This is a genomic window from Corynebacterium sp. HMSC036E10, from assembly GCF_001836265.1.
Taxonomy (GTDB): Bacteria; Actinomycetota; Actinomycetes; order Mycobacteriales; family Mycobacteriaceae; genus Corynebacterium; species Corynebacterium coyleae.
The window spans coordinates 64,375-80,983 of the sequence record NZ_KV827986.1; the positions used below are offsets into that span (position 1 = coordinate 64,375).

13 protein-coding genes, 1 tRNA gene and 1 pseudogene are annotated in these 16,609 nt (G+C 63.2%); 9 read left to right on the plus strand and 6 right to left on the minus strand.

All coding sequences use genetic code 11. From position 1 onward, the window contains the following. The 5 genes from HMPREF2736_RS08100 to HMPREF2736_RS08120 form a co-directional block, all read left to right on the plus strand. Positions 1-537, plus strand: a 537-nt coding sequence (locus tag HMPREF2736_RS08100) for an alpha/beta hydrolase-fold protein (RefSeq protein WP_246818872.1), incomplete at its 5' end; no start/stop codon positions are given. A 77-nt stretch (positions 538-614) separates the two neighbouring features. Beyond that, positions 615-687 (plus strand) — tRNA-Glu (locus HMPREF2736_RS08105). A gap of 63 nt (positions 688-750) precedes the next feature. Further along, positions 751-1,572: a PhzF family phenazine biosynthesis protein gene (locus HMPREF2736_RS08110; RefSeq protein WP_070829360.1), complete on the plus strand. Its 822-nt coding sequence runs from the start codon at positions 751-753 to the stop codon at positions 1,570-1,572. Between the two features lie 81 nt (positions 1,573-1,653). Then, on the plus strand, positions 1,654-2,232 hold the full coding sequence (locus tag HMPREF2736_RS08115; RefSeq protein ID WP_070450069.1) for an HD domain-containing protein: 579 nt from the start codon (positions 1,654-1,656) through the stop codon (positions 2,230-2,232). A gap of 120 nt (positions 2,233-2,352) precedes the next feature. Next, the gene (locus HMPREF2736_RS08120; protein ID WP_070829361.1) at positions 2,353-3,777 is read left to right on the plus strand and encodes an FAD/NAD(P)-binding protein; all 1,425 of its coding nucleotides are present in this window, start codon (positions 2,353-2,355) and stop codon (positions 3,775-3,777) included. Between the two features lie 3 nt (positions 3,778-3,780). Here HMPREF2736_RS08120 and HMPREF2736_RS08125 read toward each other — a convergent pair whose 3' ends face one another. Then, positions 3,781-5,559 (minus strand): purple acid phosphatase family protein, encoded by a 1,779-nt coding sequence (locus tag HMPREF2736_RS08125; protein ID WP_141761617.1) that lies wholly within the window; start codon positions 5,557-5,559, stop codon positions 3,781-3,783. A gap of 136 nt (positions 5,560-5,695) precedes the next feature. Here HMPREF2736_RS08125 and HMPREF2736_RS08130 point away from each other — a divergent pair, with 136 nt between their 5' ends. Next, positions 5,696-7,390: an alkaline phosphatase D family protein gene (locus HMPREF2736_RS08130; protein ID WP_070829363.1), complete on the plus strand. Its 1,695-nt coding sequence runs from the start codon at positions 5,696-5,698 to the stop codon at positions 7,388-7,390. Positions 7,391-7,475: 85 nt separating this feature from the next. Here the strand turns inward: HMPREF2736_RS08130 and HMPREF2736_RS08135 are convergent, their stop codons facing one another. Beyond that, positions 7,476-9,665, minus strand: coding sequence for a YhgE/Pip domain-containing protein (locus HMPREF2736_RS08135; RefSeq protein ID WP_070829364.1), 2,190 nt, complete (start codon positions 9,663-9,665; stop codon positions 7,476-7,478). Next, complete coding sequence (locus tag HMPREF2736_RS08140; protein WP_168167569.1) at positions 9,662-12,253, minus strand: YhgE/Pip domain-containing protein; 2,592 nt, start codon at positions 12,251-12,253, stop codon at positions 9,662-9,664. The genes HMPREF2736_RS08135 and HMPREF2736_RS08140 overlap by 4 nt, the downstream gene beginning before the upstream one ends. 151 nt (positions 12,254-12,404) lie before the next feature. Here HMPREF2736_RS08140 and HMPREF2736_RS08145 point away from each other — a divergent pair. After that, positions 12,405-12,761: pseudogene (locus HMPREF2736_RS08145) on the plus strand (diaminopimelate decarboxylase); the annotation flags it as partial. 85 nt (positions 12,762-12,846) lie between these two features. Here the strand turns inward: HMPREF2736_RS08145 and HMPREF2736_RS08150 are convergent. Beyond that, positions 12,847-13,533, minus strand: coding sequence for an IclR family transcriptional regulator (locus tag HMPREF2736_RS08150; RefSeq protein ID WP_070450053.1), 687 nt, complete (start codon positions 13,531-13,533; stop codon positions 12,847-12,849). A gap of 60 nt (positions 13,534-13,593) precedes the next feature. On the opposite strand from HMPREF2736_RS08150, the gene leuC reads away from it, so the two are divergent. After that, positions 13,594-15,015, plus strand: a complete 1,422-nt coding sequence (leuC, locus tag HMPREF2736_RS08155) for a 3-isopropylmalate dehydratase large subunit (RefSeq protein WP_070450050.1) — start codon at positions 13,594-13,596, stop codon at positions 15,013-15,015. Between the two features lie 12 nt (positions 15,016-15,027). After that, positions 15,028-15,621: a 3-isopropylmalate dehydratase small subunit gene (gene leuD / locus HMPREF2736_RS08160; protein WP_070422955.1), complete on the plus strand. Its 594-nt coding sequence runs from the start codon at positions 15,028-15,030 to the stop codon at positions 15,619-15,621. A gap of 31 nt (positions 15,622-15,652) precedes the next feature. Here the strand turns inward: leuD and HMPREF2736_RS08165 are convergent, their stop codons facing one another. Continuing rightward, a complete protein-coding gene (locus HMPREF2736_RS08165) occupies positions 15,653-16,099 on the minus strand; it encodes a hypothetical protein (RefSeq protein WP_070450044.1) in 447 nt (148 codons plus the stop codon). A gap of 3 nt (positions 16,100-16,102) precedes the next feature. Continuing rightward, positions 16,103-16,585: a YbjN domain-containing protein gene (locus tag HMPREF2736_RS08170; RefSeq protein WP_070829365.1), complete on the minus strand. Its 483-nt coding sequence runs from the start codon at positions 16,583-16,585 to the stop codon at positions 16,103-16,105. Positions 16,586-16,609 lie beyond the last annotated feature (24 nt).

Here is a 16,609-nt window from a genome sequence, read left to right on the forward strand (position 1 = left end):
CCGCTTATCGACGAGCACTTCCACGGCACCGGCCGCGACGCCATCGCAGGCCTTTCGATGTCCGGTGGGCCAGCCCTGCACATCGCCACCTTGGAAGACAGGTTTGTCGCTGCGGGAACATATTCCTCCTGCCCGTCGACAACTGGGCTTGTCGGACAGGCCTTCGCCAGCGGCACCGTGCGCATTAATAAGGGCGACCCAGCACAGATGTGGGGCAGCTCCTGGGATCCGGCGTGGGCCGCCCATTCGCCCGTGCGCAATGTTCAGGGGCTCAAGGGGAAGAAGATTTTTCTGTCGGCCTCACGTGGTTTGCCGTCGGAGCTTGACGTTGAGGTCGTCGATTCGCCCGAGCCACTTCTTGTGCCTGATGAGCAACTCGCGTATGCGTGTTCGCTGCACTTCATCGCAGAGGCACGACGCAATGGCATCGACCCGGATTGGTACGAGTTCAAGGAAGGGACGCACAACTTCGGCTTGTTCCGACGTGAGTTAGTGGCAAGTTGGGACACGCTCGGACCAGCGCTTGGTGTGGAGTAGTTTTTAGCGTCTGACGTGCTGATTTGTTGATATTGGGAAGTTTCCTTTATTGTTAGCAAGTCGCAAAAAGCGAGCGCGCCCCGTTCGTCTAGCGGCCTAGGACGTCGCCCTCTCACGGCGGTAACACGGGTTCAAATCCCGTACGGGGTACAAGGAGAAAACCTCCGATCCGGATTCCGGGTCGGAGGTTTTCGCATTGGTAGCGTAGGTTCAGTGACTTCCCTTAGTTTCTTCGAACTCGACGTGTTCTCAACCGGTGCCTACACGGGAAACCCTCTCGCGGTGATCTGCGGGGCGGACCATCTGACCACTGAGCAGATGCAGCGGATCGCAGCTTGGACGAACTTCTCGGAGACGACGTTTCTGCTCGAACCTACTAACGACGAGGCCGACTACCGGGTCCGAATCTTCACCCCAACCGAGGAATACGCCTTCGCAGGGCACCCGACCTTGGGCACGGCGCGTGTGTGGCTGGAGTTGGGTAACACGCCGAAGGCCTCAGGCGGCGTCGTCCAAGAGTGCGGTGTTGGCAATGTGCAGGTGCGTATCAGCGACTCGACGCTCGCGTTCGCAGCCCCACCGCTAAAGAATTCTGCACCTCTTACAGCATGCGAGCGTGCAGAGATCTGCGACGCGTTCGGGGTGGGGGAGAGTTCGCTCGTTGACGCCGCGTGGGGCGACAACGGGCCGGGCTGGCGGTTGGCACTGCTGGATAGCGTAGAAACCCTTCGCGCGTTACAACGACCGGCATCGAGCGACCTCAAGGTTGCGTTCGCCGCTCTCACGGGTGGGACGGATCCGGCATATGTGTTACGCGCTTTTACTCCGACGTTCGAAGACCCGGTGACGGGTAGCGCGAACGGTGCGATGGCGCAGTGGCTGCGATCGCGCGGGGACGTGCCGGCAACTTACTCGGTCTCCCAAGGTACTGCGCTCGGCCGGGACGGCCGTGTGACCATCAGTGACGACGGCTCTGACATCTGGGTTGGTGGAGCGGTGACGGTACGGGTGCGGGGACAGATTGTCGTCGATTAGCAGCAGTGTTCGAATGTTCCGTCTTTCGTGTCGGCGGCATCTTTACAGTGGGACGTGTTTCCCGACAGAAAGGAGCCGTACATGGCAGAACACATTCCGGTTGTATCACCGCGAATCATTCGGGCTATCAACGTCGCCGCATTTGCGCATCGCAATGACGTGCGCAAAGGCACCGACATTCCCTACGTATCGCACGTGTTTGGCGTGATGCACTTCGTTTCTCAAGTCACCGACGACGAGGACGTTCTCATCGGTGCACTATTCCACGACATTTTCGAAGATGTCCCCGAGGAATACAGCGCAGAGCAGATGGCTGCGGATTTCGGCGAACGCGTCGTCGAGCTCGTCCGAGGCGTGACCAAAGAGGACAGCATCGGCAGCTGGCAGGGGCGCGCCGACGCATACCTTGCGCATCTTCGCGAAGCCGAGGAAGGCAGTGTTTTCATCGCAGCGGCAGACAAACTGCACAACCTGCTCTCCATTCATGCCGACCTCGACACAATCGGGGATGACCTCTGGGGACGCTTCAATTCGCCTGTAGAGCGGCAGGTGTGGTGGTACCGCTCAGTGTGCGATGTGGTTCAGGAACGCTTGCCGGGCAATCAGTTAGGTGCGGAGCTTCGTCGCCAAGTCGAGCGATTGGAAGCCCGCACCGCCTAAGGTGGGGCACATGTCCGGCGTACCTTTTGGCGAATGCGACGCGCGTCGCGGCATACGCCGTGCCGATTTCGAGTGGGCAGCAGCAACGCTCGACGAGTACTCCGCAAAGGGGCGTAGGAAATGAAAGTTGCCATCATCGGAGCAGGCCCCCGTGGGCTGTGGGCTGCAGAAGAGCTCATTGATCGTGCGGGGCAGCGTGGAGCAGCCATCGAACTTACGGTGTTTAACGAGACACCGATGGAAGAAATTTCAGCACCAGGAGCGTTTGGTGCCTCGGTTCCGGAGCAGTGGATCCTCAACGCCCCAAAATCCATTGTGGAGACCCACCTGGGGCCCTTAGATCCAAACGACGAGTTAGAAGGGCAGTTCCCTCCACGACGACGCGTAGGCGAGCACTTGGATGCTTCGTGGGAAGCCTTGCGGACGAACTTGCCAGCAAAGTGCACGCTTGATTTCCGCATCACTCGAGTACAGGACGTAACCCCTGTGGGAAATGGCGTTGAAGTGGACGGCGAGCAGTTCGACGAAGTACTCATGGTGACAGGGCACGCGCATGATTGGCCAGGCTCGCTTGCTCATCAGGATCTCGGGGATCTTCGTGTAATCGCCCCGGCGTACCCGGCAAGCAATCTGGATTCGGTCACATCCGATGACATCGCGCTCGTGCGCGGAGCAGCGCTGACCTTTATCGATGTCGTGCGCTACGCAAAGGCGAAAGTGTTTTACCCAGTGACCCGATCGGGCCGTTTTATGGAGGTCAAGGCCTACCTCGACGAGGAGCAATCGCGCCAGGCCCAACCCGTTATTGCGGAAGCTGACCGGGCGATTCTGCAGTGCCAGTCGCTTGAAGAGCTCAAGGAAATTCTGACGGAGTCAGCAGAAGCCATCCTCGCGATCGTCGGTGGGGAAGGTGCGCGTGAGGATATTCAAGCGGTGATCAACGGTGAGGACTTCACCGGGGATCCAGTGACGGAATTTCGCACATCCGTCGCTGCTGCAAAAGGGGAGAGACGATGGACGTCGGCGCTTGCTGTGGCGCTGGCGTTTCGCGACACCGAGGATGCGCTCATCCAGCGCGCGTCCTTCGGCGGCCGAGAATCGCTTGGCGGCTCCGAGTTCGACGATTTCATGAGCACACTCGGGCGCGTTGCTACCGGCCCACCTGTTGAATCGGCGGTGGAGATGCTCGCGCTTATCGACGACAACCGGATCCGCACCGACGTCTTCAACCGTGGCGAAGACGATTTGACCGAAGTGGCCAAGGAGGTCGGCGCAACAGCCGTGATTGACGCCGTGAACGCACCTGCCGGAGTCGTCGACGGGACTCTCATTGGGGATCTCGTCGAGCATGGTGTCGGGATGCGTTATGCAGACACTAGCGCCCTGCACATCCACCCAGACGGCACATTGGTGGGGCAGAAGCACCTTGCTGCTGCAGGGCGGATGAACGAGGGGTTGGTCCTCGGCCACGACACGCTGCGCCGAGATAAACAGAACATTATCTATCGGTGGGCTGAGCGTGTCAGTGCCCGTGCAGCGGAGTAGCCCTTAGATCCCGTACTTGTGGCGGATGTCTTGGACGAACTGAGGGTTCAGGTTGACCAGCACCGCAATAATGGCAGCGATGAGGCCGAACAGGATGCCCAACACCGTCAGGACGATGCCGGTCGTGCTGGAGCCGGATGCGTCGGTTTCAGTGGTCTCGTGAGAGCCGTTGTTGGCGTCGTTCTCAGACGGAGTGTTCCCGGTGTCGGCGCCGGATTTCTCTGTGGTGGGCGTGACGGTTTGCTTCACCGTCGTGGGGACAACCTTGGTGGTTTCCACAACGGTGGGAGATGGGGACGTAATCGTCGAGGTTTCCGTCAACGTCACCGTGGACACCGAAGTGAGCGTGGTCGGCTTCGCGGCGCTCGTCGTGGTCGCGCTTGGTTTTTCAGTCGTCGTCGGTGCTTCCTCCTGCGGCGGTTCCTCCTGTGTGGCGTCCTTCTTCAGCAGGGTGACCTGATCCACCACGTACGGGGTGTTGATGTTGTACGTCGTCAGTTTTAGCGACTCAGACGAGACGTCAATGCTGGTGTAGTCCGGGTTGTAGTCTTGGCGCCAACGTGCGGTGGACTTGTGTGCCAGGTCAGTAACGTTTTCTTCGCGGACATTCGGGTGGGTTGTGCCGTTTTCGTCCTGGAAGTCGTAGTACTTGCCACCTGTTGCCGTGGTGGAGGTGACGTAGAGGACCTCGTTGTCTTCCGGAATAAGAATGTCGCCGGACTTCGATGCGCCAGCGGGAATGACAGGGGCGACACCGTTCATCAGATGCGTGCGAGTGTAAATGTGGTCGTGGCCGCTAAGCACCAGGTCCACACCGGCTTCGGACAACTTTGGGGTCAAGGAGTTGCGTAGTTCGACGACATCCTTGTCGGTGTAGTGCGTGCCCTGGGAGAACGGTGCGTGGTGGATACCGACGATCACCCAGTCAGCGTCGGCACCATGTGCGGCGATCGTTTCGTTGACAAACTTCGCGTGGACGTCGATGTCGGCCTTGGATGCGCGGTTGCCGTCCAACCCGATGAACAAGACGTTGTTGTAGTTGAAGAAGTAGTTCGCGGTGTCATCAACTTCGTTGGGCAGGAAGTACGTGTCCTGGAAGTGACGGTCGAGCGTGTATGTCTCGTGATTGCCCTTCAGTACGGCAAGGCGGTACTCCTGGAGTTTTTCTGGCGCGGTGAACTCCTCAAGCTGCTTGACCGGGGCACCCCAGCCCTCAACCTGGTCGCCCAGGTGCATGATGAACGCGGAGTCGGGGTGTTCACCGGTTGCGGTATTGACCGCTTTGTTCCATGCGGCGGACTGCTCGGCGATTTTCGTATCTACACCGATTTGCGCATCGGCCATGGCGAGGAAGCTCCAGGAATCTCCGTCGGTGCCGGTGGTAAAGGTGCGCTGCTCGCTATAGCCACGACGATCGCTTCCAACCCGGTAGGCGTACTCCGTGTCAGGCTCGAGGCCGGTCATCGTCGCTTCGTGCGGGTAGAAGACAGCCGAGTTGTACGGGCCACGGGGCGATTCCACGCGCGTGATGTTGGTTGGATCAGCAGTCGGCCAGTACTCCAGGAACTGTGTCTCGCTGGTCTTCGACTGCCAGGCCAAGTTCGCTTCCGTTGCGTCGGATCCGATGCCGAGGACGATGCGGCTGATGCGGGTGTTGATTGCACCTGCAGGGGCATCCGCAGCGACGGCCGTCGTGGCAGAGCTGAACAGGGACACGACAACAGCCGCAGAAATTGCGGTGCGACGAATAGAACGAGGGGCACGGGAAAGCGAAACAGTCATGTCCACCCACACAAGTCACGTTGTTTTAACAGTGGGTTACTAGCGGATCGTCACCTCAGTGAAGTGTGGGTAAATTTTTGGAAACTTGGCGGTTTCCTCGTTGCGAGCGCCTGTGAGCTGGTTGAAAGTGGGCGTCATGAGCTCGAAACCCCGTGTCAATCGTCGTATATTTCTCCAAACCGTTGCCGCGTCTGTCGCAGCCGTAGCACTGGGTACTGGCGGTGCTGTTGCTGCGCGCCGCAGCACTGTCTCAACTCCTGAGGTGCCAACGCCAGCGGATCAGTGGGACTTGCCATTTTTGCACGGGGTTGCGTCGGGAGACCCGTTGCCGGATCGCGTGGTGTTGTGGACCCGTGTGACACCCTCGCGCGAGGCGTTGCCAGGCTCAGGTCTTGGCGACGATGTCGAGCTGGAATGGCAGATCGACACCACTGAAGACTTCACTCACCCAAAGACAGGAAGCGCGATTGCGCGTGCGGAATCCGACCACACGGTGCACGTCGATCCGGACGGGCTCGATCCAGATACGGAGTACTTCTACCGTTTCATCGTGAAATCGGGTGAGCACGCAGGTTCTTTCTCCCCGGTGGGGCGTACGTTGACTGCGCCAGCCGTAGACGCTGACCTGGATACGCTCAATCTCGCAATCGCATCATGTGCGAACTGGGAGTCCGGATTCTTTAGCGCCTACGCTGACATGGCTCAGCGCGCGCGTGCGGGCGAAATCGACCACGTGGTGTTCCTCGGCGATTACATCTATGAGTATCCAACCGGCGAGTACGTAGGCAAAAGTGGTGTGGCCAGGATGCACCATCCGGAGTGGGAAATCACCACGTTGGAGGATTACCGCCAACGTTACGGCCGCTACCGCACCGACTTGAACCTGCAGGCGGCCCATGCGGCGTGCCCTTGGATTGTGGTGTGGGACGACCACGAGTCAGCCAACAACAGCTGGCGCGAAGGAGCCGAAAACCACACGGACGGCCGGGTTGAAGGGCAGTGGAAGCAACGCGAAGCAGCGGCGATGCAGGCGTACTTCGAATGGCTCCCGGTACGTCGCAGTGCGCTCATTGAGGCTCCAGGCATCTACCGCAGCTTCCAGTTTGGCAACCTCGCGCAGCTGACGATGATGGATCTGCGAACATTCCGCGACGAGGAAACCACCAGCGACTACTTTGCCAACGATGAGCGCACAATGCTTGGCGACGAGCAGTTTGCCTGGGTGGCAGAACAACTCCAACAGTCCACCGCACGCTGGGATGTGCTGGGTAACTCCGTGATGGTGTCGCCCATGCGCTTTGTCACCATCAAGGACAACGAGAAGGCCAATATTGCAACGGGCTACATGAGGGAGCGCGCTACCGGTATTGCGGTGAACTCGGATCAGTGGGATGGCTATGCGGCCGAGCGTGACCGCCTGCTCACCATGCTGGACGAGCAGGAGTCGAACGCCTTGTTCCTGACCGGCGACATCCACTCAGAGTGGGCGAACTCGATTGCCTCCCCGTCGGGCTTTGGTGAGATCGGCTGCGAGATGGTGACAACCTCAATTTCTGCACCAAATGTGGATGAAATCCTCACCACAGCGTTTGGGACGTACCACCCGGAAGACAACTCGACGTCGCTGCTGGTGGAGAAGACCATCCGCGATTCCAATCCCTGGGTCAACCACATCGATTTCGATGCCCATGGCTACGGCATCGCAAGCATCCACTATGACTATGTGGACATGCTCTACTACCGGGTCTCGGACGTGGAGGACCCGGACGCTTCCGTCAGCTTGGGCGAGAAGCGCCAGTGGCGCATCGGCGAAGGGTTCGTCGAAGCATAATCTGCTTATCGACGACGGTCGCGACATCTGGGTGAGCGGGCTGGTGACCGCGCGCGTGCGCGGCACCATCGACCTGTAGGCGCGGCTAGGACATCATCACCTTGGTCTGAGCAACCGCCTCGTCCATGCGGCCGATCGCGTGGTGCAGCCGGTGGCGCAGCCAGAGGCCGAGGAAGAGGAAAGGCAGCACGAAGAGGACGAGGCTGCCGAGGGCTCGCCAGAAGTCCCAGCCGTAGGTGCCGAAGACCGCGGCGCGCATAGCGCGGATCGAGTAGGTCGCGGGCAGCCAGGGGCTGATCGCCTGCGCCCAGCCCGGCAGCAGCTGCAGCGGGTAGGCGCCGCCCGCCGCCGAGACCTGGAGCACCAGGATGAGCACGCCCACGGCCTTGCCGGCGTTGCTCAGGGAGAGCACCAGCGTGTAGCAGATCAGGTGGAAGACCAGGCTCGAGACCCACCCCGCCATGAAGAGGAGGAAGGGGTGCGCGGGCTCGATGCCCACGTAGACGATGAGCCCCGCCATGAGGAGCGTGGATTGGGCCAGACCGGTGGTCACGAACGTCAGGTAGCGGCCAAAGTACTTCTGGCCCGCGGTGAGGCGGTCGGGATCGACCACGTTCTGTTCGATGGAGCGATCGTCCGTGCGCACGGCCACCGACGTCAACAGGGCGCCCACCCACAGGGCGAGCACCGTGTAAAGCGGGGCCATGCCGGCGCCGAAGCTGACGCGGGGGAAGACCTCCTTGCGCTCCACCTTGACTGGGTCGACGAGGGCGTCGGCGAGCTCCTCCGGGTGGCTGGAGACGAGGTCGGCCAGTTTCGTCAGGTCCCCGCTCGAGCGCGCCTGCGCGATCGACTGCTGCGCCTCCTGCATCCTCGCTGCGTTGGCGCGCAGGGATTCCGCCGTGTCGCGCAGGTCCGCACCGGAGGCTGCGAGGGTGTCGCGCAGCGAGCCGGGCCGATTGGCCAGGGCAGAGGAGACGCCGTCCATGTCCGAGCGGGCCTTGTCGACGTTCGCCCGGACGTTGTCCAGCGAGCCCGACAGCGCCTCGAGGCGCGGGCGGATCCCGGTGTCGTAGGAATTCTTGGCCGAGTCCATCGCCTCGCGGGCCCGGGCGATCGAGTCCTTGATCTCCTGCCGGTCCGCGTTCTTCCCGTCCCGGCTGCCCTGCCCGGCGGTGAGGCGCGTGGCGGCGTCGTTGAGTCGGTCGCGCACGGCCGTCTGGCGGGCGATAGCGTCGTTGAGGTCGCCGACCACCGCGCGCACCGCCGGTTGGGCGTCGGGGGGAAGCGCCGGGGCGACTTGGTCGTTGATGGTGTCGCGCAGGGCCGTGTACTGCTTCACCTGGACATCGATGCGCGCGGCGATGTCCGTCAGGTTCGCGGCGGTGGCCTGGGAGGTGGCGGAGGAGTCCGCCATCAGCTGGTCGACGCGGTCGCTCACTGCGGCGAAGCTTTCCGACGTCGCCCCCAGCGCCGCCGCAAGCGCCGCGCCGTCTCCGCCGAGGCCCGCCCCGGTGGCTCCGAGGTCGACGGGGTGGACCTGCCCGAGAGAGTCGCCCAGCGCCCCGGAGATCCGCTCGGCGCTGTCGACGAGCGGCACGCTCGACTCGGTGAGCGAGGCGAGCGCGTCGACGGTGCTGGCGCTGGAGAGCAGCTGGTCGCGGGCGCTGGCAGTGCGCGTCTCGATGGAGTCGAGTGCCTGCTTGGTCTCCGCCTCGTTGAAGAAGTCCGAGGCCGTCTCAATCAGCCCGAATGACACCTCGGAGAGGGCCCTGGTGAACGACGCGCTGATCTGGGCGCTGACGCCCTGCGTGCCGTTGGAGATGAGCAGCGGGGAGATGGGGTTCTTCTTCTCGTTGATGTAGAGGTCGATCCGGCTGGGTTCGGCGTCGCCGGCGTAGAAGGTGAACATGTCGTCGCTCAGCGTGGGCGGCAGGACGATGGCGGCGTAGTACTCGCCGGATTTCGCGCCCTCGATGGCATCGTCGGCGTCGGTGATGACCCAGTCCATCGAGTCGTCGCGGTAGAGCTGGGAGAGGACCATGTCGCCGACGTTGACGGCCAGCGGGGTGAGGTCGCTCGTGTGGCCGCGGTCGGTGTTGGCCACCGCCACCTCGAGGCGCTCTGTGTTGGCGAAGGGGTTCCACGTGGCCAGCACGTTGAACCAGGCGAAGAGGCAGGGGATGGCGATGAGGCCGACCATGACGATGCCCGCCATGACGTTGGTGTAGAGACGGCGCAGGTCGTTGTAGGCGATGGAGAAGACGGTTCTCACTTGGTGTCCTCGCTTTCGGCATCCGCGGGCCCGATGGTGACGCTGGTGCCGGCGGAGTCGTGGCGGTGGATTACGGCGTCGCGCAGCTCGGCCTCGCCGAGGCGCGAGACCTGTTCGGCGTCGACGAGGCTCTGCGTGAAGTACTCCACCGCGCCGAGGTAGAGGACGACCAGCAGCGACCAGGCGACGACGATGGCCAGCATGATCGTCTTGTCGGTGGGCAGGAGCATGGTGAGCAGGGTGATGATGGCGATGCCGACAATGCCCGCGACGATCCCGCCGAAGATGAGGGTGCGGTAGTTCTCCCGCAGCATCCGCGCCCGCTTCTCGACGCCACCGCGGAACTCATCCCGGTCCGACAGGGCGGCCATGATGTCGGACGCGCGGTAGGGCGAGCCCATGACCTCCACCTTCTCGTTGGTGATCAGGTTCGTGCGCGCGAGCTGGCGGTTGAACAGGAGGTTGGCGTGCGAGGAGGTGAGTCGGAACAGCCACCCCAGGGCGAAGGCCGCGGCGGACATGGCGAGAAGCGCCGCCATGAAGCGGAGGTAGTGGTGGCCGTAGAACCCGGCGACGGTCTCGCGCATCGCGTCGATGCCGTAGCGGAAGGGGAGGAAGGGGTAGATGCGGCGGAAGAAGTCGGGCATGAGCTCGATGGGGTAGAGGCCCGACGCGCCCGGGATCTGGATGACGACGAGGAAGACGGCGATGCCGCGGCCAATGTGGCCGAGCGCGGAGACGATGGAGTAGATGATCCCCGTGTAGGCAACCCCGATGGCGATTGCGGTGACGAGAAAGGCCGTGACGGACTGCATCTGCACCCCGAAGGCCACGTTGCCGAGCGTCACCACGACGGCCTGGAGCACCGAGAGCGTGGCGAAGAGGAGGAAGCGACCGAGGTAGGCCTGGCCGACGGTGAGGCGGCGGAAGCCCTCGGTGTCGACCTCGACGCGGAAGATGATCGTCAGCACGAACGCGCCGATCCACAGGGCCAGGTTGGTGAAGAAGGAGGCCATGGAGCTGCCGTAGTTCTCCGAGGGGAAGACGGCCTGCTGCTCGACGGTGACGGGCGAGGAGATGTACTCGCCGATCTTCGCGGAGTTGAGGTTCGTGACAGTGTTGAGGGCCTCCGAGTCGGAGGTGGCCAGGAGGGCGTTGATGTCGGACTGGGCGGCGCGGGCGCCGTCGGCAAGCGTGCCGAGGTTGCCCGAGACCTCGTCGAGGATGCCGAGGCTGGCCGCGAGCTGGTTGTCCACCCCGGCGAGCAGGGAGGTCGTTTCCTCGCGCAGGGCACGCTGGCTGCTCAGCGCGCCGCGCACGGAGGCGACGCTGCCGGAGGCCTGCGCGAGCGAGGCGTTGATCGCGGGCACGGACTCGCCGAGCTGCGTGCTCGCGTCGCGCGCTGCGGCGTTGGAGTCGGCGGCCGTGGCCTCGAGGGAATCGCCGAGCTCGCCTATCGACGCCAGCGCGGCGCTCGCGCTGCGGTCCACGTTGTTCAGGCCGTCGAGGACGGCGTGGGAGGCGGCGGTACGCTCCTCCAGCGCGCTAGCCGCGGCGTCGAGCTGAGCGCGGACCTCAGGCGATAGGGCCGCCCCGGCCGACATGGCGCGCAGCTGCGCGGCGGCGGATTCGCCCTGCTTGACCACGCCGTCGACCTCGCCGACGGCGGAGCGCACCCGCCCCTGGGCGGTGCCGAGCTGGCCCGTCGCCTCCGCGATGGAGGCGTTGGCGGAGGCGGCGCCGAGGCTGAGCGCGTTGGTGGACTCGACGAGCGCGGTCGATGTGTCGGCGCTGAAACCGGCGGAGGACTTCTGCAGCTCGGCGATGATCCCCTCGGCCTCGCCGAGAGAGGAGTCCACGGACCGGAGGGTGTCGTCGACGGAGCCGACGAGGGTGTTCAGCTCGGCGACAACCGGGCGCGCACCGCTGATGCTCTGCTTCATCGTGGCCACCCGCCCCTGGGCGGCGTCGAGGTCGGCGGCGATCTGGCCGAAGCTCCCGGAGGCTTTGCCTCGGGCCTCCTCGGCATCATCGCGCGCCGCGAACCCCTTGTTGCGCAGCTCGGTCGCCGCGGCCTCGCCGACCTTCTTCTTGAAGGCCTCGGACACGGCCGTGTCGACGGCGGAGGCGCCGGCGTCGGTAATCGAGGGGGTGACGCCGTTGCTCTTCTCGTTGACGTAGTACTCCAACACCGGCTGCGTGTAGGTGCCGCTGACGAGGCTCAGCAGGTCCTCGCTGAACTCGGGAGGGATGAGGAACATGGCGTAGTAGTCGCCGCGCATGAGACCGTCGCGTGCCTCGTCCTCGGGGAGAAACACCCACCCGATCTTGTCGTTGGCCTTGAGCTGCTCGGTGATCTGCTCGCCGACGTCGACCTCGCCGACGCGCTCGGCGGAGGCGCCGCGGTCGTTGTTGACCACCGCGATGCGGATGTTCTGGGTGTGGGCGTAGGGGTCCCAGAAGGCGTTGATGTTGAACCACGCGTAGAGCGCGGGGGTGATGAGCACGCCGACGATGATGATGAAGGCCCGGGGAACGCGCAGCAGGCGACGAATGTCCCGTCCAAGAATCTGCCCGCTCTTGCTCACGTGGCGAGCGTACCCTCGAATGGAGCGTTGGGGGAAACACCCCGGGTCTGGGCCAAACTCGAGTCCTTCAACCCCGGCGGTAGCGCCAAGGACCGCACAGCCCGCGCCCTCGTCGCCGACGCCCTCGAGCGCGGCGTGCTCGGCCCGGGACTGGCAGGAGCCGACGCGCGGCGCGTGGCTCACCGAGGTACTCTCCGGCGGCGTCGCAGAAGCGCTGCGCGAGCGCGGGTTGCGTCTGTATCTTGAGCCGGGGCGCTCGCTTGTCGACGGCTGCGGGCTAACCCTTGCCGAAGTCGCCTTCACCAAGACGCGTTCCGACGGCGTGCCCCTGGTGGGCCTAGCCATGAACCGCACCCGGTGCCGCACGACCTCGGATAACTTCCTCATCGACCCCTACCTGGTCAAGCGGACCCCGCCGAGTGAGGAGATCGAGGCGTTCTTGGTCGGCGCCTACTGCATCGAGGACGAACTGATCCTGCGGCGGAAGATCCGCTTCCCCCGCGGTGTGGCCCGCGAGGCGCTTGGACGACATCGACGTTCGCTGACGCCCGTTGGCGCCCCCAGTGCCGGGCCGGAGCTCGGCTAGAGCTCGGCTAGAGCTCGGCGCTCAGCCGAGCGGTGGCGTTCTTGAGCGCCTCGCCGCATGTTGCGCCGGGGGAGGGCTTCAAGCGCTCGGCGGGACCCGACACAGACAGGACCGCGACTAAGGTGCCGTCGGGCTGGAACACCGGGGTGGACACGCTCGCCAGGCCAACCTCGCGCTCGGAGACAGACTCGGCGTAGCCGACCTTGCGTACCTGTTCGAGGTCCGCTGCATCAAACGGGGAGTCGATCGGGCAGTGGGCAGCAAACACGCGGGCGGCAGAACCGGCCGATAGTGTGAGCCTGGAGCCAACCGGCACTACGTTGTGGAGTCCGCTTTCCGGTTCTTCGGCAGCGATGCAGGTGCGGGTCGATCCCGTCAGTTGGTAAAGCTGTGCGGATTCCCCGGTCTGTGCAACCAGGTCTCGCATAACCGGCGCGGCTGCCGGAAGCAGCGCGGAGGGAAGCCCCGTGGCAAGACCGGTCAGTGCTGGGCCGAGTGTCCATTCGCCGTGTTCGTTGCGGGAAAGCACATGGTGCAGTTCCAGCGCAGTGGCAATGCGGTGGGCGGTTGCGCGTGGCAGGCCGGTGTCGTCGCTAAGTTCTGCGAGTGTTTTATCACCCGCACCAACCGAGCGTGTGATGGCAACTGCGCGGTCGAGGACTTTAATCCCGGAACCTTCGTTATACTGTCTCACAGTTCGAATCCTAGCATCTCATAGTGTGGGATGTTGGGAGCCCGTATGAAGGAGGACCGGATGACTCAGCCACCGTTGACATTAGCGGAGAAAGTGTGGCGCGACCACGTGGTAACGAAGGGGGAAAACGGCGAGCCTGACCTCATCTTTATCGATTTCCAGCTCCTGCACGAAGTGACCTCGCCACAGGCGTTTGACGGTCTGCGGATGAACGGACGCACCATGCGCCACCCCGAGTTGCATTTGGCAACGGAGGACCACAACGTGCCCACCACGGGTATTACCAGCGGTGACCTCATCGAGATCACCGAGCCTACCTCGCGCACCCAGGTAGCCACCCTGCGCGACAACTGCGCCGAGTTTGGTGTGAAGCTGCACCCGATGGGCGATATCCAGCAGGGCATCGTGCACACCGTCGGCCCGCAGCTGGGCATTACACAGCCCGGAATGACCATTGTCTGCGGCGACTCGCACACCTCGACGCACGGCGCGTTCGGCTCGATTGCCATGGGCATCGGCACCTCTGAGGTGGAGCACGTCATGGCCACCCAGACCCTGCCGCTGAAACCCTTCAAGACCATGGCCATCGAGGTCACCGGCGAGCTGCAGGACGGCGTGACGGCCAAGGACCTGATCTTGGCGATCATCGCCAAGATCGGCACCGGCGGCGGCCAGGGCCACATTATCGAGTACCGCGGCGAGGCCATCGAGAAAATGTCCATGGAAGCACGCATGACGTTGTGCAACATGTCTATCGAGGCAGGCGCGCGAGCCGGTATGGTCGCGCCGGACCAGACCACGTTCGACTACGTCGAGGGCCGCGAGTACGCGCCGAAGGGCGAGGACTGGGATGCAGCCGTGGAGTATTGGAAGACGCTGCCGACCGATGAAGGCGCAAAGTTCGATACCGTCGTGGAAATCGACGGTGCAGCACTGACACCGTTTGTCACCTGGGGTACCAACCCAGGCCAAGGTCTGCCGCTCGGCGAAAACGTTCCCGACCCGGAGGACTTCACCGACGACAACACGAAGGCATCTGCTGCGAAGGCCATCGAATACATGGGCTTGACCCCGGGCATGCCGCTGCGCGACATCACCATCGATACGGTCTTCCTCGGCTCCTGCACCAACGCGCGCATCGAGGATCTGCGTGCAGCCGCCGACGTTGTCAAGGGCCGCCGCATCGCCGAAGGTACACGCATGCTCGTCGTACCGAGCTCCACACTTGTGAAGCAGCAGGCCGAAGAAGAAGGCCTCGACGCGATCTTCACAGAGTTCGGCGCAGAATGGCGGACCGCGGGCTGCTCCATGTGCCTCGGCATGAACCCAGACCAGTTGCGACCGGGGGAGCGCAGTGCCTCCACAAGCAACCGCAATTTCGAAGGCCGCCAAGGCCCGGGTGGCCGTACCCACCTCGTATCCCCGCTGGTTGCAGCAGCAACTGCGGTGACCGGCCACCTCGCAAGCCCGGCAGATCTGTAAAGGAGCCCGATCATGGAAAAGTTCACCACTCACACCGGCGTCGGCGTTCCGCTGACCCGCACCAACGTTGATACCGACCAGATCATCCCCGCGCGCTACCTCAAGCGTGTGACCCGCACCGGTTTCGAGGACGGCCTATTTTCTAATTGGCGTGAAAACGAAGCCACATTCGTCCTCAATCAGGACGCGTTCAAAGACGGCTCCGTGCTGTTCGCCGGCGAGGACTTTGGCACAGGCTCCTCGCGTGAACACGCTGTCTGGGCGCTCATGGACTACGGCTTCCGCGCCGTGTTCAGCCCTCGATTCGCGGATATCTTCCGAGGAAACGCCGGCAAAGCTGGCCTGCTCGCGGGCATCATGAGCCACTCCGATATCGAGCTGATCTGGAAGCACCTTGAGCAGCACCCAGGTGATGAGGCGATCGTCTCGCTCGAAGACTGCACCGTCACCGTCGGCGGCAACACCTTTACCTTCGAGATCGACGATTACACCCGCTGGCGGCTCATGGAAGGCCTCGACGATATTGGGCTGACGCTTCGCGACGAGCCCGCCATCGAACGATTCGAAGCAACGCGTCCAGCGTTCAAGCCGTCCGTCGCGGGTTAGACCCCGGACGGCGATAGCGCCCTCGGGCTGGTTATTTGCCCAACTGGTCGACGACGCCCGGGGCGAACGCCTCCAGGAACTCACGCGCAGCGACAACGACGCCTTGGATACCGGTCTTGATCTCGTCGGAAAACTGCTGGTCGCTGCGCTCCCAGTAACCCGGCAGAGAGTAGGTCACGGCAAGCGCGGTGATGCCGCGCTGTTCGTCCTTCACTGCGGTCACGGTGGGGTAAGCCTTCTCAATGTTGTATCGCTCCACCCACTCGAGCACCTCATTAAACTGCGCGGCCTTCACCGAATCCACAGCGACGGTGGTCAGCACGTTGAGATTCGGCTCGATCATGTTGATTTCCAGACCGATACCGGAAAAACCGGTGCGCAGCGCAGGGCCAAGCGGTGCCTTTTCGTACTTCCAGCCTTCCTTGTCAAACAAGGCGATGACACGGTCGATGCTGAGGTTGCTGGTTGCAGAAGTCATGTCCTAGTCCTCCTGGTTAGCTTCGGCGTTGGCTTCGGTGGTGAAGGTTTTCGGGCCGCTCGTCGACAAGAGCTCGCTGGTATCTGGCAAGGCCTCGCGCAGCAGGTTCACCACGTGATGGATTGCGGAGAAGTAGTAGTCCAACATTGCACGCACCTGCTCGTCGGTGAAGCCTTCGTTGGAGAAGAACGGCGCGTCGATCAGCACGACGGCATCGTCCTCACGACGTACCGGGTGTACGCGCACGAGGGGCATCGTCCGGTTGATCTCGTTGCAGCGCAGACGCAGCGTCTCAATATCGTCGCCCTCAATGATGCCGAGCCAGCGTGCGGTGGCCTTGAAACCACCCTCGGCTACCTCGAAGAACACCATCAGGCTGGGAAATGCGGTGCGAACCTCGCCGCTGTCTTCTCGGAAGTACTGCACCCCCATTGATTTCAGGGTGGCCGCGATGCGGTCTTGGGAAATGGCGGTAGGAGCTGCCATGGTGTGGGCCTTTCGTCGTGGTGT

Excerpts from the sequence above, each read along its gene's own strand:
- HMPREF2736_RS08165 (WP_070450044.1), bottom strand. The coding sequence starts at position 16,099 with ATGACTTCTGCAACCAGCAACCTCAGCATCGACCGTGTCATCGCCTTG.
- HMPREF2736_RS08130 (WP_070829363.1), top strand. The coding sequence starts at position 5,696 with ATGAGCTCGAAACCCCGTGTCAATCGTCGTATATTTCTCCAAACCGTT.
- HMPREF2736_RS08170 (WP_070829365.1), bottom strand. The coding sequence starts at position 16,585 with ATGGCAGCTCCTACCGCCATTTCCCAAGACCGCATCGCGGCCACCCTG.
- HMPREF2736_RS08125 (WP_141761617.1), bottom strand. The coding sequence starts at position 5,559 with ATGACTGTTTCGCTTTCCCGTGCCCCTCGTTCTATTCGTCGCACCGCA.
- leuC (WP_070450050.1), top strand. The coding sequence starts at position 13,594 with ATGACTCAGCCACCGTTGACATTAGCGGAGAAAGTGTGGCGCGACCAC.
- leuD (WP_070422955.1), top strand. The coding sequence starts at position 15,028 with ATGGAAAAGTTCACCACTCACACCGGCGTCGGCGTTCCGCTGACCCGC.
- HMPREF2736_RS08115 (WP_070450069.1), top strand. The coding sequence starts at position 1,654 with ATGGCAGAACACATTCCGGTTGTATCACCGCGAATCATTCGGGCTATC.
- HMPREF2736_RS08120 (WP_070829361.1), top strand. The coding sequence starts at position 2,353 with ATGAAAGTTGCCATCATCGGAGCAGGCCCCCGTGGGCTGTGGGCTGCA.